Consider the following 24,993-nt stretch of genomic DNA (forward strand, 5'->3'; position numbering starts at 1 on the left):
TCGGCCAACCGCGCCTTGGCACCCTCGGGGCTCGCCACGCAGCCAGTCCTCCACTTTGATCTCGGGAGCCGGTGACCCCAGCTGCACTACCATGTTTCTCTCCAAGGCTGTTGCCAAAGGTTGGGTGACCTTATGCGCGAGCTTGTTCCCCCTTTGAGACGGGGCACGAGGGTTCAAGAGCATCGCTCGTCTTGCGCATCTGCGTGCAGTCAGCCTTCACTCAGTGTTGCTGAATCTCAAATCGCAAAGGCCGTGCCAACGCGCTAGGCGCGCAGTAACTTCTTGATTCTACTTCAAAATCGTCCGGGTGCCCAAGATAGCCGGTTGTATTGGACGCGACATGTCTTCTGCCGCTGTCCGGTTTGGACACGCATCTGGCACTTCGGGCCGGCACGAAAGCCTGGCCACGGACGACTCAACATGTATTCGGCTGAGGGACCGAGCAGATGGACATCAAGACTGCGTTGGCTGCCGCCAGGCCCGTCATCATTGTCCGCTTCACGCCACCGGCTTGAGCGTCTTGCCGTTCCGGTCCCTCAGGCGGTAGCGGATCTCGCCATTTTCGATTGCAAAGGCTGCCCCATCCGAGCGCGGCCTGTGCCCCCTCGCCCGCCTTGCGATTGAATTCCTGGCTGGCGACATGGGAATTTTTCACGACGAAGCCGGTCCAGCTTCGGCTCGCCAATACCGCCATCGTCAGCTCGAAGATTATGATCCTGGCGAAAAAGGCCAGGATGAGTGCCGGCGTGTGCGGCCGGTGAGCTCTCCGGGGTTCCTGCTTTGTGCCGATATTTTCTGTGTTCCCTGTGCTCAGGCGCTACAGGGACCGCCTGGTGCGAATGTGAGCTTGTCGGAATTGACCAGCCTTAAGGCCGCTCGGTCGCCACGCGGTGGGCCGGGCAGACTGAAAACGCTGAAGATGCGGCCGCCGTCCTCGCCGCTAAGCCGGCTACCATCCCAGCCGATGGTAACGTTATTGATGCTATCAATTCCCCCCCGCCACCGGCAAGAGCCCGACCGTCCGACTCGAAGGTCGGCGCCTTGGCCGCTGCACGGTTGCGGTGTTCAGCTCCCGGCCAGTGGTGAGGGGAATCGTGATAACGCCAATACGATGGGGCTACGGTCCGAACGCGGCCTGCTGCGCTGAAACGACTCTCTTCTCGACCTGACGCCGACCCGAGTATCGGTGTTTTGAGAGCATTGAGGACGCCTGGGCCTCTGCCCGGCCGTTGGTCTGCGCGTTACGGATTGTCTCGGCGAGCAGACCCCGAGCGCGCGTTAGAGACGTCCGGGAATGTTCTTCGCGACGGCGCTTGCAAGTTGCTCCAGGAGCTTCGCGTTGCGGCGACTTTTCTCCGACTTGGCATCAGGATAGGTGACCAGGGAGTAGAGCTTCGAACAGCATCGGTGCTGCTTCGGAACCCGTCAGCGAGCCAAAAACAGCGGCAATGGCGGCTTGCCCACCATCCATTTTGTGACGCCACCGAAGAGCCGCTCGCGCAGCCGTCGGCTGCCATAAGCGCCCATGACTATCATGTTGGCAGACGTATCGATTGCGTGCTGCGCGAGCACAGTGGCCGTATCGAACAAGCTGCCGTTGAAAACAAGAGCTCCGAGACTAGTGTCGTTGAGAAGTGCGGGGCCGTTGCAGAGCGCCCGCTGTCGCACCGCGTCACCGATGCTTCGCAGTTCGCAATATCGACATCATAGCACCGCCACGTGGCTTTCAGCAGTTTGTGAATTTCCCTGGATGTTTTTTCCCAACTGGCCGTGTCCTGTGAAAATCTCTTTGCGTGTACCGTTGTTCCAGTGCGGCAATGGCGTGTGCGCGTTGTCCAGGCCACTCGGGGATGCCACTGCCTAGCGGCCGAGGCGACCATCACGAGCGGCGGAGGCGACATCACCAGTACGGAAAGATACGCGCCGACTTCGGCACACAAGCTGGCAGCTGTCCTGACATCCGGATCGGAGTGGTCAACTCCCGTCACACTGAGTACGCTCTTGAAGGCCATCTGTCTGCTTCTTTCTAAGTATGTCGTAACTGTAGGCGCGTTTCGAAGCCGCAAGACTTGCCCTCGGCACGACGGAGATGGGGTGGCACTACATCTTCGCTGTTCAGCCGTCCGGCCCCTCGAGCGAGTGGCACCGCACCTGCCTCATTCGCCGTCAGCCTCAGGCTCAACGTCCGCCTCCTCCAGCGAGTAGCCGTCGGACCTGATGGTTCGAATGACGCTGCCGGCCGACGTCCTCTCCAGCTCCTTTCTGATCCGGCTGACATGGACATCGACGGTGCGTTCACCGACATGGATCTTTTCCCCCCAAGCAGCGTTCTTTAACTCGACTCGGCTGAACACCATGCCGGGAGTCTCGAGCAAATGCCGCAGCAGCTTGAACTGGATCGGTCCAAGGTGGATGTCGTGGCCGTTACCATGGACTCGGCGGGCATCGACGTTCATCTCTAGCCTGCCACAGCGGAGCCAGCTGCCGTTTTTTATCCCGTTTGAACCCGGCTGTGGCAGCGCCAGCTTCGTGCGTAGACAGTCAAGCAGCTTGGCCGGCGCGAAGGGCCGCACAAAGCTCTCGTCAATTCCTGCCTTCAAGAGATCGAGGTGCTGGTTCTCGGCGCCGGGCGCGATCAACGCAATGACGGGCAGGCGGCCGGTTCGGGGCTCCCCCTTAAACCGGGCGCAGATTGTGGAGCCTGCCACGCTTGATGGCCCGCAGTCCAGCACGACCGCCTGGAGCTCCCGTTCATTGGCAAATGCAAGTGCTTCATTCACGCCGCCTGCCGGCTCACTCGTGAAGCCGTCCACCCCCAGAATGTGGCTGAGGAACAAATACAACTCCGCATCTTGCGAACAGATCAGTACCACTGGCTTCATCAGCGCTACCCCAAGAACCACATCGGCCTCGACCGCCTCGATTGAGAGGGCTGGCCATCGCATGTCCTCAAGACCTGACATGATCCCCTCGATCGAAAGATCCCGCCCGCGCCACCTCGGGATAAGCCTCAATGACTGCGGTGGCATCGCCGGCCAGTTGGGTACCGGCGGCGGCGAGTTTCCAGAACGTCTCGAAACCGAACCGGTGGACGTCGCGCAGGGTTTTCGACAAAACGACCAACCGCCCGGCCGTGAAGAGCACGCGCCCGAAGCCCTCGTGGCTCATCTCCATGATCGGGGATGCCATCAGGCCGGAGCGTTCCTCAATCGCAAGCCCGACGGCGGTGTAGAACTTATCGAGCCTCCACAGCACGTCCGGATCGGGATCGCCGATGATTGGAATTGCACGGCGCTGTTCCCTGGTGATGATGAAGTCGCCCAGCAGCTCGGCGTCCGATTTGCCTTCCCATGACCCGTGGGAATCATTGGCACGGATCAGCCGCACGAGGCATTTGACGAACGGGGTGGCAAGGGCCGCCTCGTCCTCGGTGGCGGCAGGGCCAACAGCGGCTTCAAACATTTCGCCCACTCCTCATTCAGCTTTCGTCCTCGAAGGAGGGCTTCTGTTCAGCGACACCTGCCTGCGCCAGCACCTTGCGCAGCCAAGGGGGAGGACACGTCCTGAGCATCATCTGCGTGCGCAACAACACCTCTTGGATGGTCTGGGGCTGCGGCACTTTGATCGGATGGATCTTTGCGGAAACAAGTTTGGCTGCCGAAGGTCCGCCGATCGCCAGACAAAACAGCAAATGGCAGCCCTTTAGCGCCTCCACCTTCGGGGTGATGCGGTCATCGCCCTCGGTTCGGTGCTTCCCGCTCTCGTCGGAAACGTCGTCAAAGACCATGGCTTCCACGAGATTCCACTCCTCGCGCATAACGTCGTAGACAGCAAAGCGCCTGGCCGATCCGAAATGGGCGTTGAGGTTCTTCATGTCCTGCGTGGCGATCGCCACGCGCAATGCGCCCGCCTGGCGTTCCGGCGTCGGTACGTGAACCTCGTCAGTGACGAGCGAGAGGCGACGGACGGAGCTCATCTGGCATTTCTCGCTTACGGAGTGGATCAAGCGCCTCAGGCGTCGGCGCTCGCCCGTTGGCTTCGAAAATGTTGGCAACCTCGAAGATCAGGTCGCGGGTCCCCTGGTAGAGGACGGTGAGCTTGTGCTGGGCCCCGAGCCGGTCGAAGATCGGGAAGCCGACCCGCATGAGCGGAATGCCGAGGCGCTGCGCCGCCTGGCGGCCGTGGGAATGAGTAACGAGAAGATCAGCGCCGGCGCCAAGCGCTTCCAAATCGCCGAGATCGCCGATTTGAACCGACTGCGCCGGCACTTCCTCCAGAATTTTCGACATAGCGGCCGTTGTGACCGCCGCCGCGATTTCGGAGCCCATGCCGATGAAGAAGCTCGCGAGTTGGTAGAGTTGGTCTGGTTCAGCAGCGATCGCAATTTTCTTGCCTCCAAAGTGGAAATGTCCGTCGAGCAACGCGTCCTGCAACTGCGCCCGCCGACGGCGCACCTCAGCCGGCGCCGCCTCGCCCGAAACTGCGGACAGCAGCGAGACGAACCGGTCGGCGTCCCTCAATCCGGTCAGCGACCGGAACAGCACGTAAGGCACGCCGGTCAACCTCTGCAGCAGCTCGGCCGGGCGGCGCATATGCTCACCGATGACGATACATTGCTCGGCCGTGCCTAGCTCGCGGATATCCTCGACGCTGGTGCCGCCATAGGTGGTCGTGACCCAGCGGTCGGGCACCGTACCGTCGAGCGAGCCGGAGATGTCCGGCAGAATCACCGGCTTCAGTCCAAAGCTTTCAACCATCTCACGTAAATGCTCGGTGTCAGCCACAGTGAGGTTCCAGCCAGGCAGGATCACGATTTTCTTCGACTGCCGCGCCTGCTCGCCGGGCCGTGTAATCCCTTCGATCATCGCGGTGACAGCTTTGGCCCAGCCCTCTTCGATCGCACCATCGAAATCTGGCGTGTTGGCCAGCACCACCTCCGTACCCGCGAGTTCTTTGGTCCGCTTCAGCCTGATATTGGCGATATCTCCTGCGCAGTCTTCGCCCCGGGTTTCCACCAACGCGGTCGTGCAAACCCCGATCAGCGTTGGCTTTGTGCGGGCCTTGAGGTTGAGGATCGCCTCTTCCAGATGGTCTGCCCCGCCGAGGATCGTTGCCACCTCGTCCATCGCGGTTGTCTGCAAGGGAATGGCTTCCTTGAAATGTCGCACGAAGAGCACGAGCGCGAAGCTGGTGCAACCCTGGCTGCCGTGGAACAAGGGCATCGCGCCGTCGACGCCAAGAAAGGCCAAGGCGGCACCCAATGGCTGCGATAACTTCAGCGGATTGACCGCCGCCGCTTTGGTCTGGGGAAGGATGCGGCCCATTGGCTTCCTCAACACTCGCCGAAATCAGCGGCCGTCGTGCCGGAGAATTCCTGGACAGCATGCAAGGTCACGGTCTCGCTTTTCGTGCGCGGCAGTTCCTCCCTCACCGCAGGCTGGCAATCCCATGGTGCCGGCTCGCGTACCTGGCACCAGATGGGGTTATGAATGGCCAGGTCGATCTGGCGTACGAGTTCCACCATGCCGTCATAGCCGGCGAAAGGATGTTGGCGCTCCTGGTTGATATCGAGCCAGGGCGTCTTGGCCTTCAGAGCGACGAATTGCGTGCGCCCGCCTGATAGCAGGATATCGGCCTTGTGTTCGGAGAGCATGGCGTAAAGCTCGCGCGCTGCCATCTGCTCGAATATATGGTTGTCGTCCTTGAGGATCTGCTTGATCCGCTCTTTGTCTTCGACGGTCGACTTCTTGACAGAGGTGCCGACGATCTCGATCCCGATCTCCATCAGCGCATGGACGACCGACCAGGACTTCACGCCGCCGGTGTTGAGCAGCACGCGCTTGCCTTCGAGCCTCGGCCGGTAGGCCGCTAGGTTCTTCCAGGCGATCGCCTCTTCCTCTGCAATCAATACCTCGGTGCGGCCGAGGATCTCCGGGTCGGCACCCTGCTTCACCAGCAGCTCAGAGATCTGTCGGAGCGCTTCCGAGGTGTCGGTGATCCCGTAGAAGGAGCCCTCGAAAAACGGGATGTCCCAGCGCTCGTCCATCTTGCGTGCCAGATTGATGAGCGCGGTCGAGCACACCATCATAGCCGCCCGGGCGCGGTGCGCGCCGGCAACATCGACGTAACGGGCGTCACCCGGAATGCAGGCGCGCACCCGGATCCCGAGCCGATCCAGCAGCGGCTTCACCAGCCAGAATTCGCCCGAGAGGTTGAATTCGCCAAGAATGTTGATGTCGTAAGGGCCGGCATCGTCGGGCTCGACCGTGCCGATGACATGCTCGAGCAACGCCTCGCCGGCAAGCTTGTTGCCGAGATTCTTGGAGCCGACGAAGCCCGGCGCATTGACCGGTACAACGGCCAAGCCGAACTTTTCCGCCGCGCGCTTGCAGACGGCGTCGATGTCGTCCCCGATCAGCGCCGTCACGCAGGTCGGATAGACGAAGATCGCCGGCGGCCCATACGCTTCCTTGATCTCGCGGATCGCTTTGAAGAGCTTCCGCTCGCCCTGCCCCATGACAACATCGAGTTCGGTGAGGTCGGTCGTGAAGCTCGTGCGCCACAGCGTTGGCCCGGACGAAGCCGCACCGCGGTTGTCCCAGGAATTGCCCTCGCAGGCGAGCGGCCCATGGACCAGGTGTGCGACGTCTGTGATCGGCTGCAGCACGATCTTGGCGCCATCGAAGGCACAGCCGCCGGCCGCCGCCCCGGGGATCAGTGGCTTCGAACAGCCCTCCTTGCGCGCCTTGGCATCCTTGCCGCCGTTCTTTTCGCAGCCAGGCTCGTTGAAGACATCCTGGATTTTGGCTCTGAGCAAGGACATTGCGTCGGTCTCCAAAGTCCCTCGGGAAGACGACCGGCCAAAGCCGACCGTCAAGCTTAGCGGGTGAGGTCATACGAATAGTCCGTCACGCCCGTCTCGCTTGTCTCGCGATCGAGCTTGTCGAAGATCTTGTCGAGGATCGTCGTCAGCACGCGCAACCCGCCTTGGTAGCCCATCAGCGCAAACCGATGGTGATGGTGGCGATCGAAGATCGGAAACGTCAGCCGGATCAGCGGCGTGCCGGTGTCGCGCTCCAGATACTTGCCATAGGAGTTGCCGATCAGCAGGTCCACCGGCTCGGTGAAGAGCAGCGAGCGCATCGCCCAGAGGTCCTTGCCCGCCCAGACTTGAGCATCCTTGCCGAAGGGCGATGATGCAAGCAGTTCCTTCAACTCCGCTTCCCATGCCGACGTTCCGTTGGTGGCGAGGCAATGGGTCGGCTCGCCGCCCGTCTCCATGATGAAGCGGGCCATGGCGTAGACAAAGTCCGGATCGCCGTAAATGGCGTATTTCTTACCGTGCAGCCAGGATTGGCTGTCCGCCATGGCGTCGACAAGTCGGCCGCGCTCGAGGCGGATTACCTCCGGGATTTGCTTGCCGGAAATCGCGGAAACCTCCATCAGGAAGTCGTCAGTCGCCTTTACACCGAGCGGGTAATGGAACGAGGCCGTCGCCTGCCCCACCCCCTCGCAATACTCTAGGGTTTTTCGGGTGTTGTAATGCTGCAGCGACAGCGTCGCCTCGGCGTTGAGTGCCTTCCTCACGTCTTCGATCTTCGTGCCGCCGTCATACATGCGGTATTCGCCGTCGGACGGCGTGTCGAACTGGTCAGAGGCGTCTTGGATGAAGGTGTAGGATACGCCTATCAGGTCGAGCAGGCGCTTGAGTTCCCGGTTGTTGCCAACACAGAATCCGTCGAAGCCCGGAATGACGTTGATGGTCCCCTCGGCTTCCGTTCGCTCCTCCCCTTTCCAGAAATGCTCCAAAATGCCCTTGACCGTAACGTCATAGCCGTCGACATGGCTGCCGACGAAGGCCGGAGTGTGGGCGAAAGGCACGTCGAAGTCGCGCGGGACCGAGCCTTCGTCCTTGGCGTTCTCGATGAAGCTGTGCAGATCGTCGCCAATGACCTCTGCCATACAAGTGGTCGAGACGGCGATCATCTTCGGGTCGTAGAGTTGGTACGTGTTGGCGAGCCCATCGACCAGGTTCTTCAGGCCGCCGAACACTGCCGCGTCCTCGGTCATCGAGGAGGAAACCGCCGAAGCAGGCTCCTTGAAATGGCGCGACAGGTGCGAGCGGTAATAGGCCACGCAGCCCTGGCTGCCATGGACGAAGGACATGGTTCGCTCGAAGCCTGCGGCCGCGAACACCGCGCCGAGCGGCTGGCAGGCCTTGGCGGGGTTCACGACAAGGGCTTGGCGAGCAAGGTTCTTTTCGCGGTATTCCCACGTCTTGGTGAATTCGCCTTGGTCGGTAACGACCTGGTCCGGGTGAGGACATTCGAAATTCAGCCTCTTCTCCGCGAGCATCTGCCTGTATTCCGGCTCGCGGAACAGGGGCGCGTGGTCGAGAACTTTTTCAGCCGACTGCGGCATGGGCGGTTACCTCTTTGCATCTGGTCCGCCATACGGCGGCACAGGGACGTCGAAAGTTTCAGGTCTCCCGCGGACAAGCGGCCACAGGCGTTCATGGCCTCCCGGCTTCCGGGAGGCCAGGGTTTCATTCGGCTGCGATCGCCGCCGACGGCTCGGCTTTTTTCTTCCAGGGGGCGTCGTAGAGGTTCCAGACCGGGTTGTTGATGGCCAGATCCATATCGCGCGCGAAGATGGCGAACCCGTCGTAGCCGTGATACGGGCCGGAATAATCCCAGGAATGCATTTGACGGAACGGTATGCCCATCTTCTGGACCGGGTACTTTTCTTTGATGCCGGAGCCAACGAGATCAGGACGGATCCCCTCGATGAACTTCTCCAGCTCGTAACCAGTCACGTCGTCGTAGATCAGAGTGCCCTTCTTCACGTAGTGGCCGGTACGCTGATAGTCGTCGTTATGGCCAAATTCGTAGCCAGTGCCGACGATCACCATACCCAGGTCCTCATATGCCGTGACGACGTGACGGGGGCGCAGCCCGCCGACATAAAGCATCACCGTCCTGCCTTCGAGGCGCGGCCGGTACTTGGCTATGACCGCCTCGACCAGCGGCCGGTATTTGGCTATGACCGCCTCGGCCTTGGCCTCGATTTCCGGCCCGAAGTGCTTGGCTATCTTGCGCAGAGAGGCTTCGGTCTGGGAGGGGCCGAAGAAATTGTACTCCATCCAGGCGATGCCATACTTTTCCTCCATGTGCCGGCAGATGTAGTTCATCGACCTGTAGCAATGGATGAGATTGAGTTTCGCCTTTGGCGCTCGCTCTATTTCGGCCAGCGTAGCGTCGCCCGACCAGTTGCCGACCACGCGCAGACCCATCTCCTCGAGCAGGATGCGCGAAGCCCAGGCGTCGCCGCCGATATTATAGTCCCCGACCACATTGACATCGTACGGGCCGGCCTCGAACTCGAGGTCCTTCTTCTCGAACACCCAGTCGCGGATCGCGTCGTTGGCGATGTGGTGGCCGAGGGATTGCGAGACGCCGCGGAAGCCCTCGCAGCGCACCGGCACGATTGTCTTTCCGTGCTGCTTGGCCTTGTTGCGGGATACAGCTTCGGTGTCGTCGCCAATCAGGCCAATCGGGCATTCGGATTGCACAGTCATGCCCTTGTTCAGCGGAAACAGTTCCTCGATCTCGTCGATGATCCGTTCGAGCTTCTTGTCGCCGCCGAAAACAATGTCCTTCTCCTGGAAATCGGAGGTGAACTGCATGGTGACGAACGTGTCGATGCCGGTCGTGCCGAGGTAGTAGTTGCGGCGTTGAGACCAGGAATATTGCCCGCAGCCTACCGGGCCGTGCGAGATATGGACCATATCCTTGACTGGACCCCACACCACGCCTTTCGAGCCGGCATAGGCGCAGCCGCGAATTGTCATCACGCCGGGGATGGACTTGATGTTCGATTTGACCTCGCATTCGGAAAGGACCTCGCTTTCCTCGCCAGCCTCGCCGCCGCTTTTTGCGACGCTGAGGTGCTTTTTGCGGCGCTTCGCCGACTTGTCAGGATATTGCGACAGCACTTCCTCGATTAGCCTCGCATGGAGGCCACCGTCATTCTCGTATTCCAGGCTCATGGGACCCCTTTCAAGGTTCAGGGTGACGCCTCACCGACGAGGCGCCGTTCTTTGAAAGACGCACCAGGTCAGGCGGCGCCTCATGTCGGCAGTGGTCGCTACTGTGCGGCCGCCTTAGCCGCTTCCTTGACCTGAAGCTCGGCAAGCATCTGCTCGTCCGTCTTCATGATGCCGAAGTCGAGCAGCATGTCCTCGAGCTCCTCCATGGTGATCGGGGTCGGGATGGTGCCCTGGCCCGAATTCCCATGGATCTTCTCGGCCAGCGCCCTGTATTCGCCGGCCTGCTTGGAGTCCGGCGCATACTGGATCACAGACATCTTCCTGAGCTCGGCGTGCTGGACGATGTTGTCGCGCGGCACGAAGTGGATAAGTTTGGAATTGAGCCTGGAAGCAAGCGCCTCGGCGAGGTCGAGTTCGCGGTCGGTTTGGCGCTCGTTGCAGATCAGGCCGCCGAGCCGCACGCCGCCCGAATGGGCGTATTTCAGGATACCCTTGGCGATGTTGTTGGCGGCATAGAGCGCCATCATCTCGCCGGACATGACGATATAGATTTCCTGGGCCTTGTTCTCGCGGATCGGCATCGCGAAACCGCCACACACCACATCCCCGAGCACGTCGTAGGAGACATAGTCGACGTCGTCGTAGGCGCCGTTCTCCTCGAGGAAGTTGATTGAGGTGATCACGCCGCGGCCGGCGCAGCCGACACCGGGCTCGGGCCCGCCCGACTCCACGCATTTGATGCCTTTGTACCCGACCTTGAGCACGTCCGCGAGTTCCAGGTCTTCCACCGAACCTTCCTCTGCCGCGAGGTGCAGCACCGTATCCTGCGCCTTCGCGTTCAGGATCAGGCGGGTGGAGTCGGCTTTGGGGTCGCAGCCGACGATGAGGATTCTCTGCCCGAGGTCGACAAGGGCGGCGAGCGTATTTTGGGAGGTGGTGGACTTGCCGATGCCGCCCTTGCCGTAAAAGGCGATCTGACGCAAACCTGACATGTAGCTTTCCTTCCTTCGTTCCATTCATCGCGGCTGCCGCGACATGAATGCCGGTCGGGCAGCTGTAGCCGCCTCGCACCTAAGGATCTCAAGACTCGTGCCAATTTGGCTGATCGAACCGAAGAATAATTTGATGGTTGCTTTTCAGTGGTTTAGCCTGAGGGCCAAAGAAAGGATCGTCGCAACAGACCGTGTAGCGGACCCGACAATGGCGACACAAAGCGTCGGATCGCGATCCTCAGTCACCGAATTCGTTTGAACCGCGTCGTTATGTTGAAGTGGACGAACAGCAGCTCGATCCTGTTGGGTGAATTGCGGGATGCTGTCTGTTCCGGCGAGCTGACGTGCTTACTCACGCGTGTCATCGTGGACACTCCGCGGAATCTTGCGCCACGCTGGCATGCCTTCGGTCCAGCCATCCATAGGGCCGCGGATCGAAAGTTCCGCTATATCAGCAACCCGAGGGGACTCGGCTCACTTATCGGCGCAGGAGTTCAGTATCGGCGTCATCGCCTTCACATGTTCGTCCATCCGCTTGAGCACTTTCGCCGCGACAACGTCGCGCTCAGGCAGATGCCACCAGTACTCGTTGACGAGTTTGACCGTCTCGACCACTGCCTTTAGGACTGCCGGCTCCGGAAGCCTTGCGCGGTTCGCAAATGCTTTCCATCGCGGTGCTGCTAGCGCCTGAACGAGCGCTCTCCTCCAAGCGACAGCGCCATGGCGTCGGCGGGAATATATGGCACAGTGGACAGGACGTCGTAGATTGGTGCAAGCGCCGGCTTGTCGCCGTTTCCGGGATACATCAAAGACCAATTCTTCAGGTGCATGTCGCCATTGCCGGTGATGACGCTCAGTGCCAGGCGGCGGACGAAATCGAGAGCCGCCGTAGGCGAGACGGCCACGCCAAGAGCCAAGGCTATGTCGTGATAAGCGGCCCCCTCATATTTGCGCGAGGGGTAGACACCGAAGACCTGAGCGAAATCCTCGATGTGTATCCTCTCGCCACCGGCGCCGCGATCGAAGCGTTTGACGAGAAGGACCTTGCCCTCCGACAGCGTATTGAATTCTTCGGGAACGCCCTCAAAATCGGACTTCTCGACCAGTTCGCATTCAGGAACCTCCATGCCGATTGCTGCTGGCAGCGCCAGGTTGGCGAATTCGTTCTCGGAAACGCCCGGAAACGCCGTCGAAGGGAACTTGGCAATGTACCGGCCCTGCTCGTCGTCCATCGGCAAGGTAAGGCCGCCGCCTTTTCCAATGTTCTTCATGACCGACAGCTTCATCTGCACGCCGGCAAGCGAGAACCGTGCCTTGGGGTGATCCTTTGAGCCATCCTTCGAAACCGTTATCGCGCCGTCACTGGGCAACGCCCGTACGGCTCCCGGCAGATCGGCGCCCAGTGCCGCTAAAAGATCGAAATCATTGCCTGGCCGCACATTGCCTTCGTGATGCCTTTCCATCGCCTCCCGCAATTTCTCCTCCGGCAGGAGGTTCGCGAAAGAAAGCGGGCAAGGCGCTTGCCAGAGGCTTTGGATCTTTCCGCAATCCTCCCGTCGCTGCCCGGAACGACAGGCTGAGAACCGGAAAGCCGCCCGTCGCGCGGTAGGCGTCATCGAAGTTGAACGCATTGAAATCGCCCGGCGTCCTGACGATTGTGCCGATCTTCACTGCATTCAAGAGCACGTCCAGTGACGGGATCGTCTTAGGTGCGCGAAAGACTGGAGCCATGATCGTCATCGTCAGGTTGAGAAACAAAGGCGGGTCGATCGTCATCATCATGCGGACGCAATAGAGCCTGGACAGCCGGCACCATGGCTTGCGGAACCAGCATCATTTCCAGACCGAGCGCGCGAGCGATATTCATGAGCGTCGTCGCACGCGCGGCTGCGGCTCCCTTTTCGATGTCGCGATATCGGGGACGGGATATACCCGCCAAATCGGCGACCTGCTCCTGCGTCATCGCAGCGGCCAACCTCGCCTGCCTGAAAAACCCACCGATTTCCCGTAGAATTTCCGATTGAGAGTCCATAACGCAACCTATACGATCTATTCCAATGCGCGATGGTACGCAAAGGTATCTCATCCAGCGAGTAGTTTCAATGCTTTATGATCTGTTTACGTATCATATGTGAAGAAAATGATATGGAAAGAGATCAATCTTCCTCTCTCTTTAGCGCCGCGCGGCAACGTCGTTCCTCCGAGAACTGAAGCCGCACCGGGTTTTCCGGAGGCCGTTTCGTTGAGTCACGCGGCCATGGCTGGGTCATACAGATGGCGTAGTAGCGTTCCTCAGCTTCGGCCGGCGGAATGTTGCCGATGGCCTCCAGCAGCCGGCGATTGTTGAACCAATCGACCCAATCGAGCTACCGAACTCGACGGCTTCGAAGTCGCGCCATGGTCCGCGTCGATGGATCACCTCGGCCTTGTAAAGGCCGTTGATCGTTTCGGCGAGAGCATTGTCGTAGCTGTCGCCTACCGAAGGCTCAACGCCGGCCTCCGCCAGGCGCTCGGTGTATCTGATAGAGTCGTATTGGGCGGCCTCTATCGCTGTGATGGATCAGCCTGCCCCCCTGCACGGGCCGCCGATCATGGAGAGCCTGTTTCAGAGCGTCCACAACGAAGCTGGCATGCGCCGTCCGGCTCACCCGCCAGCCGACGATCCTTCGCGCATAGGTGTCGATGACAAAGGCGACATAGACGGAGCCCGTCCAGGTCGCGACGCAGGTCAAGTCGGAGACCCACAGCATGTTCGGCGCCGGGGCATGGAATTGGCGATTAGCGTGATCGAGAGGGCAAGGTGCGGCCTTGTCGCTCACCGTGGTGCGGATCGGCTTGCCGCGGATGATGCCCTCAAGACCCATGGCCCTCATCAGTGGGGCAACCGTGCAGCGGGCGACGTCGAGCCCTCACGCTGTAACTCCCGCCAGACCTTGCGAACGCCGTAGACGCGGAAGTTGGCCTCGAACACGCGTCGGACCTCATCCTTCAAGGCCATGGCCTCATCCCGCTTCGCCCGAGCCGACAGCCGGGAAGGATCGATGCGCTTGGCGACATGGTCGTGGTAGCTCGACGGGGCGATCGGCAGCACCTTCCAGATCGGCTCGATGCGGTTGCCACGTCCGAAGGCACGCCGGCGAGCACGGTTCATACAGCTGCTGTGGCCACCGTCCACCGGCTTTTCTTCGTAATAGGCCTAGTGCATGCGTCGCTGCAGACGGCCAACTGAAAGAAAATTCAGCCAACGGCTATTTGACCTCGGCGCCGATGCACTCGACGGTGGTCCTATGAAAGAGACGGGCTGCTTCAGATGCCGCACAGCCTTCATTTAGCTGAGTCGAGTGATTTCGGAGCGCTGATTGGGTTTGTTTCGGACGGCGTCCACCCTTTCGCCCGCGTTCGCGGGCTGCCTGTAACCGGGGCACCGTGGGCATTTTTAGAATAATACCCGCTAAGGTAATTCGAAGTTGTTTGGATTGACCGGTTAGCTCGGATCGGCCTGGAGCGTTCCCGGGTCGGTCAATCTCGTTCCAGAGATAGTCTTTGGTGAATGCGATATGAGCCAAGGAGCGGTGCGACCTGGGAGAGCAATTCGACGGAATATCGATGCCCTGGCCGCGGACATAACCGACAGGGGCTGAGATGACGGTAAGCGCGTAAGCTAGGCCCCGTGTCAGCATCACCAGAGCTGACAACCCTTGGACGGCTCGCAGCGTCGGGGACGACTATGGGGTGGCGACAAGGCGCAGCTTGAGGTGCCCAGACCGGCGCTTGAGAAGGCTCTAACTCAGGCTGGCTAGACCTCCGACCCGACAAGCTAACACAAAGACGCAACGCACCGTTCGAGTTTATTGCTGGCAACAAGCCGGCTCCCCAATTAGAGGATTTCCCGGCTTAATTTCCAGCGTCGACTTGACTGCAAAAGACTTTCGCTGGAAGTGTCGACCTAGATTCGGGGGGCTCCATAAAATGGCAAGCAAGGCAAAATCGCGGAAGCGCGTTGGAACTCTAGAAGACCGGTTTATGGACGCCGTTAGAGAATTGTCGGGGGGCGGAAAAGTGAGCGTTAAGAACGCAGCCCTTTTCAATAAACTGGGTTGGATAGAAGAACGTTACACGACAACTAAGGACCGCCTGAGGAAGAATGGACTGATAAGAGGAGGTCCCGGTGGGACTATGTCCCTCCCCCAAAATGCGGCTAGCCCCAGTCCCAAGCCTCTCAAGGCGTTTATCTCCTACTCGCATGCAGATGCGGCTATCAAGGTTGACCTTCTAAAGCACCTTACGCCGCTGAGCCGACTTGGTCTTGTCGAGGCTTGGCACGATGGCGAAATCGAGACTGGCGACAAATGGGCGGACGCCATCAAGGGCAATCTAGAGAGCGCCGACATTATCATCCTCCTGATAAGCGTTGACTTTATCAACTCGCGTTATTGCAACCAGATTGAGCTAACTCACGCGATGGAGAGAGAGGCCAACAACACGACGGTTGTTATTCCAGTGATCGCGAGAAATTGCCTGTGGCAGGAAGAGCTCTTCGGCTCTTTTCAGGCGACCCTCAAGGGTACATCGATCGCAAGTTTCAAGGATCGCGACGAAGCTCTGACTTTGGTCGCGGCAGATATCAAGGAAAAAGCCCTTTCCATGCTTGCCAAAAAGAACGGGGTTGCTCCTTCCTAGATGTGCAATCTGCACAACATCACCACGTCGCAAGAAGCCATACGCCAGTGCACCAGGGCTCTGCGCGAACATCTCAGGCAACCTGAACCGTCCATCGACATCTACCCCAACCAGCCCCCAACCAGCCCGGTCCGGTGGTCCGCAATGCGGCAGACGGGCAACGTGAAGTCGCCAACCTGCTTTGGGGAATGCCGACACCGCTCGAACGGGTCAAGGGCAAGGCCGACTACGGCACGACCAATATCCGCAACCCACAATACGGCCATTGGCAGCAGTATGTTGGGGTTGAGCATCGCTGTGTGGTGCCTGTGACGAGTTTCTCGGAGCCCAGCCCAACACCCGGCATAAGGACCCTGAGACAGGTATTCAGCGGATTGGTTCGCCCTCAATGAGGACCGGCCGCTTTTCTTCTTCGCTGGCCTCTGGACGCCATGGCATGGGGTGCGCAAGGTCAAGGACGGCGCCGGCGATTTCGAGCTTTACGGCTTCATGACGACCGCGCCCAACGCCCTGATCAAGCCGATCCATGCGCCTCTAATGGGCGTTGGGCACCTTGCCGGGAAGTGCTGTGGATAGCCGGAGGCACCTCACGACCGACCGCGCATGACTCGGGGGCAATGGTTGTGTGCGTCAAGTTTTGCAAAATGGGGCAGCCATGATGCTGGTCATGCGGCTTGGCGCAGAGCGAGCTTCTTGTGCTCGCGCAGGTCGTCCATGTTGATGTATCGGTTGGCCTCCATCCAGTTTTCATTGGTCTCGACGGCCAANATAGGTGCGCCGGCGGATTTCCTCGTTGAGCCGCTCCAGCATGTTGGTGGACTTGAGATGCTTGTGGTGCTGTCTCGGCAGCCTGAAGAAGGTCAGGGTTTGTTCGATGGCATCCTCGGCCCAGCCTGTCAGGCGCGGATAGCGGGCGGACCATTTGGACAGCCACGCGGCGAGATCGGCCTTGGCCTCGGCGAGATCGCGCCGGTCGTAGAGCCAGCGCAGTTCCTGCAGGCAGTCGTCGCCGTGCTTCCTCGGCAGATGATCGAGCGCGTTCCTGAGGAAGTGCACGTAGCAGCGTTGCCAGGCGGCTTCGGGGATCANCTTCACCTTGCGGGTCGACACGCCCTGCACATACATCTCCGCCAGTGTCGCCACCAAGGCCCGCTCGGAACGCGAGGAGGGCAGGGCGCTGAACAGCCGCGCTTCGAAGGCGAGGCCGCGTTCGAGTCGCATCGAGCACCCTAGTGCGATGGCATCAGCAAAAATCAAGATCGCTCGGCTGCGCCTCTCGTTGCGTTTCATGATTGGAATCGCACTGGCCACGCGCAACTCACCATTAGCTCGCCGGCGGCGTTGGTCCAATTGATACGCACCGCATGATGGGCCGAGGGCACGTCAGTGTGCGTGAAGCCCTTGAGAACTGGCGCGAAGTCACGCCTTGGCGTAGTCGGGTCGGACGGCATGGGAGCCAAATGTACGCGCGGGATCTCCTCGATGCGCTCCTCAATCTGATCGTTCAGCTCGGCCCTTGCGTAGCGCGGATGAAGGTCCGCTCGCAGTTGGATCACCATGCCAGAGACCGCGTACTGCCCCAGTCGAACACGATCGGGGTTCCACAGAGGAAGCCGCCCGAAACCCGATGCGGTGAATTGGGCGTCAACGGCTGTCCCAACCTGATCGCCGTAGTCGAGGGGAGTAGTCATATCTTTCTTGAGGAACTCGCCAAGCGTCAGCTTCGCAGCCAATTGAACTGCCTCGGCTGTCAAGCCCAGTACCTCGCTGTCGCGCAAATCAAGGAGCATCGGCTCGCGCCCATGACTGCTCCAGCTGGAGAATTCCCCGATCATCTGGAACAGCGGGTTGATGTCGGGCAGCTTGTCGTCGTTGACGTCCGCCTTGTTGCGCTCGATCCGGACCCGCACGCGCGCGTAGCGCCAGGGTTCGTCCAGCACAACCACCCTCAGCACAAAGCGATCCTGCGGCTTTGGATCGGCATCGAGATCCATGATTTCGGCGGCCAGCACCGCGCCAATCCCTTGCGGCCATTGATTCTCGAGCCGCTGCGCGGCATCCGACTTGCTGGGGCGTGAAGCCGGCCACGACAGTCGTGCTGTTACCCTTCTGCGATGCTCGCTTGCCGGAGTCCACGACAGGCGGCGCCGGGACCAGGAGCCCATCGTCGGCAGTCGTTGGGGCCAGCCAGTCGCGGAGCTGCTTCTCAAGGTTAGCACGCGAGATCTTGGCGGGCTTCGGGATCACGCCGCTTGGTTTGCGACCCGCAGACGCTGGTATGCGAACAGTCGCCGAGTTCACCCTCGACGGCGTATGTCTTTGGCGCGACGGCATCCTCGTCCACGAACGGGCTGTCGCCAATCTCGACCTCGATGCGGATGCGGTCATTGTGGAATGGGCCTTCGGAGCCCGAGGACTCCTCGTCACCCTCCAGCACGAAATAGTGCTCGGAGGCATAGCTCTCGAGATGCCACCAGCCGGGCGCGGCTAGCCCATTGCTGTCGGCTGGATCAGCCCTGTCAGGGTTGGATTGCGGCGCTTCGCTCTTAGCCCTGTGCCGCCCGAGCCGAAGGCCACCATCTTCTTATCATCGAGACGACCTTTCAGGAGGTCGGCCAGCTGATCGTTCAGGGGCCGCATGGGCGTTGTCAGATTCACCGGCAGCGGCGCGCGAGGCGGTCCGCTGTCGGCGCTGGGCTTCTGCTTCACTGGCGTCGCGGGCCGACGTCGCGAGGGCAGCAGGTAGAAGCGCCGGGTGTTCGGGGCGACCGGTTCGGTCCAGTTCGGGTTCCAATGCACGACATCGGCTTCGATCTGGCGGGCGGGGCGAGGCCATCGTCGAAGCGATTATGCTGCTCGATGACGTCCTCGCCGCTGCGCGCTTGGGCATCGCCGCGCTGGCGCAGTTTCGCGCCGCACGACCCAAGCACAACGCCAGGTCCGCCGCGTGTCCACAGCGGCCGCGGCGGGTCAAAAACGCTCCCATCGATCTCGAACTCGTCATCATATCGGGCGTCGTCGAGTATATCGACAACGTAACGCCCCGCCACAGCGTTGTGGAACAGAGGAAAGAGAAAACGGTCGACATCAAAGCGCGACGGGTCGCTAGCGGTCTCGCCTGGCGCGGGTGCGGGATGGATCTGCTTACGCAATTGCAAGGAGTAGAGCCGTTGGGTACAGGAATCGGGTTCGAAGATCGCCACTCCGAAGCCCTTGGTCGTGGCGAAGAGCCCCGGGGTCGTGATGAGCAGGCTCTTCAGCGTCATCGAAAGATGGCCGGCCAGCTCTGCCGAAGGTCCTTGACGTGTTCGAACAGCGCGTCGGTACCCGAAGCTGGGCCGTCATTGTGCACATAGCTCACCAGCGCGGCCATGCGTGCGGCCACGTCGGGCAGGAGAGCCCGCACGGTGTTGCGCAGGCCAAAGGCGTCGGCGGGCGAGTCGGAGCGGCGAGCGCAGCGCGGGCGCGGCCCGGATCGCACGCAGCCAGTCGAGGCGTTCGCGCAGTGAGGTCTTCATTTGGCCGAGACATATTTGCCCAGCTCTGTGGCCGCCCCGTCATGCAGATCGGCAAAGGTGTCGCCTTGCAGTTCCGGTTAGATGGCGACCTCGTTCTTGTCGACTGCAAGGCCAAATCCAGGCGTGGCCTGCGGCCGCATTGGGTCGGCAATGCCCGCCGGCACCACCGCATCGCTCGGGCGCTCCAGGCGAAGGCCGAGGCGCAGCACGTCGCTGCCGTCAGTGACAGGGCTTGCGGAACCCAGTCCGCTCCATCCAGCCGGGCACGGTATCGTGATCGTCAGCCAGTCGTCTTTCACGCCAGAGGCGAAGACCTTGACGGCGGCTTGGAACTTGTCGAGCGGCTGGCGCAGCAAGTCCCGAAGGATCTTGAATTCATTAGGTGAATCAGACGCTTTTAGCGCGCGCTTGTGTGTTCCAACCTTTGCCACGTTTGCGGTGAGGGCGCCGCTCTGCGACGGCACGCCCCCGCGCGGGCATCGGCCTCATAGGCCCAGCGCTGCAACACCAGTTCGGCGCTGCCGCGGTCCACGGCCAAAATCAGGTCCGCCAGCGGCTCACAAATGGAGCGGAGCGCGGTTGGCCTTGCCTCGCCATTGTCAGCCGGCGCCAGAGCCTTCTTGAGGTATTGCCGCAAGAAACCAAGTTCGAAGCGCGCAGGCGAGAGATAGAACCGCCAGCCCATCAGCGGCAGTTCGCTGCCATGGTCGTCCCACAGCGCAGCTGTGGCAGGGGTTTGGATATCGGTTGCAAGCGGCAACATCACCGTCGGGGCCGTCAACGGGTAGCGCTGCGTGTATTGATGTTGCAGGTATCCGTCGAGCGTCCAAGCCAATTGCGGGGTCAGGTAATTTATGAAGCGCAGCGTTTCGCTCGCCAGCCGCTCCGTCTCGGCGTCGCGCTCCTCGCCGCGGGCGTCCTGTGTGAAGAATGCGACAGGAAATAGCCAAAGAACCGCCCGCTCGGAGGAGGCGCTGCGACCAGCCAAGGCGCCCTGGCGGGCAGGTAGCCCGCGGAAGGCATCGGCACCCGCCGCATCGGGATAGGTGAGGAAGGTCACGACACGTCCGGAACGGCTCAGTTTGGGCGCGCGGGCGATGACTTCGGGATCGTCGCTCGCCAGCGCAAGCTTCAGCTTGTTGAAGTCACTCAGCTGTGCGAGCACGTGCCGGTTTGCAGGTGCATTATACGGGGAGGGCGTGTAGGCGACTTCAAAGCGGTCGAGCACGCGATCGGTTGAGGCGCTCCATCGGCTGGGAAACGCGCCTTTCAAGANCGTGTAGGCGACTTCAAAGCGGTCGAGCACGCGATCGGTCGAGGCGCTCCATCGGCTGGTAAACGCGCCTTTCAAGATGCAGATCGGGGCTCGTTCCGCGCCACCGGTTTTGAGGGGCGCCAGTCCCCCCAGGATCCGATTGAAGAGCGGATCCGTCACGCTTGCCACCGGCAACACCAAATCGACGCTGGCGCCCTGGTCAAGGAGGTCCTTGCCCCCCCGGCGTCGGCGCGAAGAGCCGCTTGAGGGCCCGGAGCCGGCCGGACGCTCGCAGCGTCGACGCATCCGGCGAGCCGACGAGATTGGCGTAGTTGGTCGATTCCCAGTCATCGGCGTCCGGGGCCTCGTAAACGTCGTTCAGGGTGCCGTAGCGCGAAGTGATGGGCAGCGGCGCCTGTGGCCCATTGCTAAAAAAGATTTAGATTCGAGCCCAAACGGAACGGACTGACATAGCGCAAGGACCCAGGGGGGCGCGGTGGGTAGGGTTGGTTGTTATCAGTATGGGATTGTGCCTTTGCAGACCACGAAATTTCGAGAGGCCCGGCTGCCTTGGTACACTATCTATCCGGCTGTGTCGGAGTTCTCCGGGGCGGTCGGCGCCGAGGCTTATGAGGCATGGCTCAGGAACCTGCCGGCTGAGGATCCGGTGTCACTCTATCTGCACGTTCCGTTCTGCCGATCAGCCTGCTGGTATTGCGGCTTCCCAACCACCATCACCCGCCATGATGCGCCCATCCTCAACTATCTGGCGGCGCTGCGTGACGAGATCCGTCTGGTTTGTGAGCGAGTGCCGAAGACGCTGCCCGTGAGCGACATACATTTCGGCGGCGGAACGCCGTCTCTCATCGGACCAGCCGAGTTCCTCTCTCTGATGGAGTTCCTGCGATGCCGCTTCGCCATCTCGAAAACAGCTACGGTCGCCATCGAGATCGATCCACGCACGCTCACGCCCGAGATGGCGGAAGGCTTGGGAGCGGCCGGCGTGAACCGCGCGAGCCTGGGCGTACAGAGCTTCGATCCCATTGTTCAAAAAGCGATCAACCGAATCCAGAGCGAGGCCCAGACGTCGGCTGCCGTGGAAATGCTGCGCCGGCATGGAGTAAACCGGATCAACTTCGACCTCATCTACGGCCTGCCGCGTCAAACGGTGGAGTCGTGCGTCGAGACGGCGAGGGCGGCGGTCGCCATGCGCCCCGACCGGCTTGCCTTGTTCGGCTACTCGCATATCCCATCCCAAATAAAGAACCAGCGCCTCATCGAGGCGGAATTTCTTCCCCACAGCGCTGCCCGCGCTGAACAGCATGCGGCTGCCGCCGTGACGCTGGTTGCCGCCGGCTACCGAGAGATCGGGCTCGACCATTTCGCCTTGCCGCACGACGAGCTCGCGAGGGCACAGGAAACAGGTCGCCTGCGACGTAACTCGTTGGGCTACTCTGCCGATACCTGCAGAACCCTGATCGGTTTCGGCGCGTCGGCTATCGGCCGCTTTGGCCAGGGGTACGTTCAAAACGAAGTTACACGGGATTTCTACATCCGGCACATCGCAGCTGGCCGACTGGCGACATCGAAGGGCCATCGCCTCACAGACGACGACCGCCTGCGAGCCGCAATCATCGAGCGATTAATGTGCGATTTCGAGGCTGACGTGCCGGCAATCTGTGTCGCCCACGGATCTGATTTGATCCGTCTTCGCGGTTCAGATGAGCGTTTGGCGATGCTGGCCAAGGACGGAATAGTGGACTTCGAAAACGGTTTTGTCCGCGTACGGCGGGAGCATCGCTTTGGGATTCGCGCTGTCGCTGCCGCATTCGATGCTTTTAGGGATGGCCTTCCGTATCCCGCAGGTGAGGGCAAGCACACAACACGGAAGCTAACACAGGGAGTATCTTTGCCGGAGAGAACGAGCTGCCATCGTGCGGTGCCCGTTAGTAGTGAAGCGCCGTAAAATGTCGACATAGGCGTTGGTGAACTGGACCGAACCACGAGAACAGCCTATCCAGTTTGTTGTCGGCAGTTAGTTCGAAAACAAGGGCTTCTAAGCGGTAAACACATGCTAATCCATTTGATTTACGGGCCGACCTGCAGCGGCAAGACAGACGTTTCAATTTAAATTGCACGAGAGGCCGGACGGCCGGTCATTGCGTTGGATCGTGTACAATGCTGTCCTCAAATCGCTACGGGCAGCGGGCGTGCCTCGGATCCCGAACTGCAATCTACCCAGCGGGTTTACTTGGATACGCCTCCTGACCGCGGGCACATCCACGCCGTGACTGCCCGTCGTAAGCTCATCATGCACGTGGATGAGCTTAGATCTTAGCCTGGGCTCACTCGAAGCCGGCTCGATCTCCCTTCTTAATTCACATGGCGCGAGTCAGCATCGGGCTGGAGCTTTCAGTGGCATGTAAGGCGGTTGCGGCTCGGCAACTCCGATGCCTTTGTAGAGAGAGCAAAGCGGGTTGTGTGCGTCAAGTCCTGCAAAATGGGGCGGCCATATGCTGGTGATGCGGCTTGGCGCAGAGTGAGCTTCTTGTGCTCGCGCAGGTAGGCCTCCATCCAGTTTTGTTGGTCTCGACGGCCAACGCCCTGACCAGGCGCAGGCAGCTTTCGGTGTTGGGGAAGATGCGCACGACATAGGTGCGCCGGCGGAGAGCCGCTCCAGCATGTTGGTGGATTTGAGATGCTTGGGTGCTGTCTCGGCAGCCTGAAGAAGGTCAGGGTTTGTTCGATGGCATCCTCGGCCCAGCCTGTCAGGCGCGGATAGCGTGCCGACCATTTGGCAAGCCATACGGCAAGATCAGCCCTGGCCTCTGCGAGATCGCGCCGGTCGTAGAGCCAGCGCAATTCCTGCAGGCAGTCGTCGCCGTGCTTCCTCGGCAGATGATCGAGCGCGTTCCTGAGGAAGTGCACGTAGCAGCGTTGCCAGGCGGCTTCGGGGATCANGGTGACGTGAACAATCACCAGCCTGCCATGACCGCCCCCTCTCAGCGAATTTGCAGAACTCTCAGCACACTACCCCGACGTACTCACCCGGATAGTCCCGGCGATCCAGACGACCTGCTGCTGCCGTGCCGGAGCGGATCAGCTCGACGAACTCGTCGCGGTAGGGGTCGACGCAAAACGAATACGACAGCGTCATCGACACTTCGCGCCCAGCGGCATGCGCCAGCCGCGCGGTCTGCCGGATCGCTTGCTTCGCGCGCGGCGGGTCCCCCAGATAGCCCTCGAAATAAGTGACCTTGGTGCCCGAAGCCTTGTCCGGTTCGACATCGTCGGGCCGAGTTCGAAGCAGGCGCCGAGATAAGCGCTCGCCATCGGGCGTTACGAAGATCATCGAGCATGCCGTCGGTGGTTGTCCCACTAGCGGTTCGGTGTCGAAGGCGACGCCCTGGGCGTGGATGTCGTGGGCGTAGATCTCGCCGAGCGCGTCGTTCGACACCTGCCGAAGAAGGCGGCGCGCCCGCCGAAGCTGCCTACGCCGGCGGCGGTGTTGCCGGCGCTGCATTGCCGATGCAAAGAACGTCATAGTCCGGCGTCAATGTCTCCGCTTGGGAACCCGCCGGCCTTCTTACCACGCCGGCCGGGCGCGGGTCTGGCAAGTGGGCTTTCCTTTTGCCAATGCGTTCGTTCCCGGCCCTCACGGGGCGGCGAGTCCCTGCCACCTGAGGCTACATGGCGGCCGTGGAGATTACCTCAGCAGCGGCGCCCGATCGGAAACCTTAGCACCTCCGCGCTTTGGCGTGGCTGCTTGAACTCTTCGACGGCAACCGCCTCAATTAGCAGATCCAAGGCTTCTCGGCCCCTTTGACTCATCGGGTCATCCCCACAAAGGTAGTCATACGCTCGATCTAAATGCCCTCGGGCGGCGGAAAAATCGCTTGTCATATCATAGAACCCTCTCCATCCGCCCGCATTGCCGTTTACGAGGTGAAGGTGGTGCGATCGTCAATATATACAGACAAATTTGAATTAAGTCGGTGATGATCATAGAGGTCGAGTCCCCGACCTGATAGCGCCATCGAGCCCGCCGACGACCACTCGCTGGCGCTCACGGGCGCGGCGCTGAGTAGTGAAGCGCCGTAAAATGTCGACACAGGCGTTGGTGAACTGGACCGAACGACGAGAACAGCCTATCCAGTGTGTTGTCGGCAGTTAGTTCGAAAGTCCTGCTACACCCGATCCGATGCCTCTCAACGCCGAGGCCGCACCTCCGTGCCGAAGCCGGCCTCCCCAATGGTGGGTCGAGCCTTCGCTTACCCCGTGCTTGCCTCACAGATCCGCGACCGAGAACCCAGCCTCATGCTCCCGCCCTGCCGGGGCCTAGGTCCATCAAGCATGAAAGGAACACGTCGGAACCTGGGACATCGCTTGCCCGGCCGGGCGGCGATAGCCTTGTCGGGGCAGGCGAGGAGCCGTAGCCGAGTGATGAGCGCACAGGAGAAGTCTGGCGTGAATGGGGCGATGATTGTCAAGCTTTGCTTT

At 60.9% G+C, this 24,993-nt stretch carries 20 protein-coding genes and 7 pseudogenes; 3 read left to right on the plus strand and 24 right to left on the minus strand.

Annotated features, from left to right (window positions below; genetic code table 11):
• Positions 1-415: 415 nt before the first annotated feature.
• The 13 genes and pseudogenes from X733_RS1000000168990 to X733_RS01000000166835 form a co-directional block, all read right to left on the minus strand.
• A complete protein-coding gene (locus X733_RS1000000168990) occupies positions 416-694 on the minus strand; it encodes a FixH family protein (RefSeq protein ID WP_245274549.1) in 279 nt (92 codons plus the stop codon).
• A 731-nt stretch (positions 695-1,425) separates the two neighbouring features.
• Positions 1,426-1,572: pseudogene (locus tag X733_RS1000000171120) on the minus strand (universal stress protein); the annotation flags it as partial.
• 584 nt (positions 1,573-2,156) lie between these two features.
• Complete coding sequence (locus tag X733_RS138015; protein ID WP_023820227.1) at positions 2,157-2,963, minus strand: response regulator transcription factor; 807 nt, start codon at positions 2,961-2,963, stop codon at positions 2,157-2,159.
• Positions 2,950-3,462 carry a NifX-associated nitrogen fixation protein gene (locus tag X733_RS138010; RefSeq protein ID WP_023724740.1) on the minus strand — a complete coding sequence of 171 codons (513 nt, stop codon included), beginning with the start codon at positions 3,460-3,462 and terminating at the stop codon, positions 2,950-2,952. Before X733_RS138010 ends, X733_RS138015 begins: the two co-directional genes overlap by 14 nt.
• 16 nt (positions 3,463-3,478) lie before the next feature.
• Positions 3,479-3,976 (minus strand): nitrogen fixation protein NifX, encoded by a 498-nt coding sequence (nifX, locus tag X733_RS138005; RefSeq protein ID WP_023820228.1) that lies wholly within the window; start codon positions 3,974-3,976, stop codon positions 3,479-3,481.
• On the minus strand, positions 3,942-5,324 hold the full coding sequence (gene nifN, locus X733_RS138000; protein ID WP_023820229.1) for a nitrogenase iron-molybdenum cofactor biosynthesis protein NifN: 1,383 nt from the start codon (positions 5,322-5,324) through the stop codon (positions 3,942-3,944). The genes nifX and nifN overlap by 35 nt, the downstream gene beginning before the upstream one ends.
• Positions 5,325-5,332: 8 nt before the next feature.
• Positions 5,333-6,823 (minus strand): nitrogenase iron-molybdenum cofactor biosynthesis protein NifE, encoded by a 1,491-nt coding sequence (gene nifE, locus X733_RS137995; RefSeq protein WP_031194183.1) that lies wholly within the window; start codon positions 6,821-6,823, stop codon positions 5,333-5,335.
• Between the two features lie 56 nt (positions 6,824-6,879).
• The gene (nifK, locus tag X733_RS137990; protein ID WP_023820231.1) at positions 6,880-8,421 is read right to left on the minus strand and encodes a nitrogenase molybdenum-iron protein subunit beta; all 1,542 of its coding nucleotides are present in this window, start codon (positions 8,419-8,421) and stop codon (positions 6,880-6,882) included.
• A 124-nt stretch (positions 8,422-8,545) separates the two neighbouring features.
• Complete coding sequence (gene nifD, locus X733_RS137985) at positions 8,546-10,048, minus strand: nitrogenase molybdenum-iron protein alpha chain (RefSeq protein ID WP_023820232.1); 1,503 nt, start codon at positions 10,046-10,048, stop codon at positions 8,546-8,548.
• 98 nt (positions 10,049-10,146) lie between these two features.
• Positions 10,147-11,040: a nitrogenase iron protein gene (gene nifH, locus X733_RS137980; RefSeq protein ID WP_023706403.1), complete on the minus strand. Its 894-nt coding sequence runs from the start codon at positions 11,038-11,040 to the stop codon at positions 10,147-10,149.
• 474 nt (positions 11,041-11,514) lie between these two features.
• Positions 11,515-12,771: pseudogene (locus X733_RS01000000166830) on the minus strand (HipA domain-containing protein).
• A complete protein-coding gene (locus tag X733_RS137975) occupies positions 12,746-13,072 on the minus strand; it encodes a helix-turn-helix domain-containing protein (RefSeq protein ID WP_023690557.1) in 327 nt (108 codons plus the stop codon). The pseudogene X733_RS01000000166830 and the gene X733_RS137975 overlap by 26 nt, the downstream one beginning before the upstream one ends.
• Positions 13,073-13,287: 215 nt before the next feature.
• A pseudogene (locus X733_RS01000000166835) lies at positions 13,288-14,149 on the minus strand (IS3 family transposase); the annotation flags it as partial.
• A gap of 860 nt (positions 14,150-15,009) precedes the next feature.
• On the opposite strand from X733_RS01000000166835, the gene X733_RS1000000167395 reads away from it, so the two are divergent.
• Positions 15,010-15,720, plus strand: a complete 711-nt coding sequence (locus X733_RS1000000167395; RefSeq protein ID WP_023727169.1) for a toll/interleukin-1 receptor domain-containing protein — start codon at positions 15,010-15,012, stop codon at positions 15,718-15,720.
• 665 nt (positions 15,721-16,385) lie between these two features.
• Here X733_RS1000000167395 and X733_RS01000000166850 read toward each other — a convergent pair.
• From X733_RS01000000166850 to X733_RS137945, 8 genes and pseudogenes are all read right to left on the minus strand, one after another.
• Positions 16,386-16,806: pseudogene (locus X733_RS01000000166850) on the minus strand (transposase); the annotation flags it as partial.
• Positions 16,807-16,857: 51 nt separating this feature from the next.
• A pseudogene (locus X733_RS1000000171550) lies at positions 16,858-17,010 on the minus strand (hypothetical protein); the annotation flags it as partial.
• Positions 17,007-17,732 carry a hypothetical protein gene (locus X733_RS137970; protein WP_023820239.1) on the minus strand — a complete coding sequence of 242 codons (726 nt, stop codon included), beginning with the start codon at positions 17,730-17,732 and terminating at the stop codon, positions 17,007-17,009. The gene X733_RS137970 and the pseudogene X733_RS1000000171550, both read right to left, overlap by 4 nt.
• A 200-nt stretch (positions 17,733-17,932) precedes the next feature.
• Positions 17,933-18,157, minus strand: a complete 225-nt coding sequence (locus X733_RS137965; RefSeq protein ID WP_023703296.1) for a hypothetical protein — start codon at positions 18,155-18,157, stop codon at positions 17,933-17,935.
• Positions 18,158-18,207: 50 nt separating this feature from the next.
• The gene (locus tag X733_RS137960; protein ID WP_023820240.1) at positions 18,208-18,429 is read right to left on the minus strand and encodes a hypothetical protein; all 222 of its coding nucleotides are present in this window, start codon (positions 18,427-18,429) and stop codon (positions 18,208-18,210) included.
• Positions 18,426-18,986, minus strand: coding sequence for a hypothetical protein (locus X733_RS137955; RefSeq protein ID WP_023820241.1), 561 nt, complete (start codon positions 18,984-18,986; stop codon positions 18,426-18,428). The genes X733_RS137960 and X733_RS137955 overlap by 4 nt, the downstream gene beginning before the upstream one ends.
• Positions 18,983-19,201 (minus strand): hypothetical protein, encoded by a 219-nt coding sequence (locus X733_RS137950; protein ID WP_023820242.1) that lies wholly within the window; start codon positions 19,199-19,201, stop codon positions 18,983-18,985. The genes X733_RS137955 and X733_RS137950 overlap by 4 nt, the downstream gene beginning before the upstream one ends.
• Before the next feature lie 114 nt (positions 19,202-19,315).
• On the minus strand, positions 19,316-19,594 hold the full coding sequence (locus X733_RS137945) for a hypothetical protein (protein WP_023703294.1): 279 nt from the start codon (positions 19,592-19,594) through the stop codon (positions 19,316-19,318).
• A gap of 1,434 nt (positions 19,595-21,028) precedes the next feature.
• Here X733_RS137945 and hemN point away from each other — a divergent pair.
• Both hemN and X733_RS1000000171360 read left to right on the plus strand, forming a co-directional pair.
• Positions 21,029-22,459: an oxygen-independent coproporphyrinogen III oxidase gene (gene hemN / locus X733_RS137935; RefSeq protein ID WP_023820244.1), complete on the plus strand. Its 1,431-nt coding sequence runs from the start codon at positions 21,029-21,031 to the stop codon at positions 22,457-22,459.
• Positions 22,460-22,624: 165 nt separating this feature from the next.
• The gene (locus tag X733_RS1000000171360) at positions 22,625-22,831 is read left to right on the plus strand and encodes an isopentenyl transferase family protein (RefSeq protein ID WP_280790571.1); all 207 of its coding nucleotides are present in this window, start codon (positions 22,625-22,627) and stop codon (positions 22,829-22,831) included.
• A gap of 185 nt (positions 22,832-23,016) precedes the next feature.
• Here X733_RS1000000171360 and X733_RS1000000169005 read toward each other — a convergent pair.
• The 3 genes and pseudogenes from X733_RS1000000169005 to X733_RS1000000171130 form a co-directional block, all read right to left on the minus strand.
• A pseudogene (locus X733_RS1000000169005) lies at positions 23,017-23,451 on the minus strand (transposase); the annotation flags it as partial.
• Positions 23,452-23,578: 127 nt separating this feature from the next.
• Positions 23,579-24,012, minus strand: a pseudogene (locus X733_RS01000000166855) (PfkB family carbohydrate kinase); the annotation flags it as partial.
• A gap of 192 nt (positions 24,013-24,204) precedes the next feature.
• Entirely contained in the window at positions 24,205-24,396 is a 192-nt protein-coding gene (locus X733_RS1000000171130) for a hypothetical protein (RefSeq protein WP_023679698.1), read from the minus strand.
• Between the last annotated feature and the right edge of the window lie 597 nt (positions 24,397-24,993).

It is taken from the genome of Mesorhizobium sp. L2C066B000, assembly GCF_000502335.1.
In the GTDB taxonomy this organism is placed as follows: Bacteria; Pseudomonadota; Alphaproteobacteria; order Rhizobiales; family Rhizobiaceae; genus Mesorhizobium.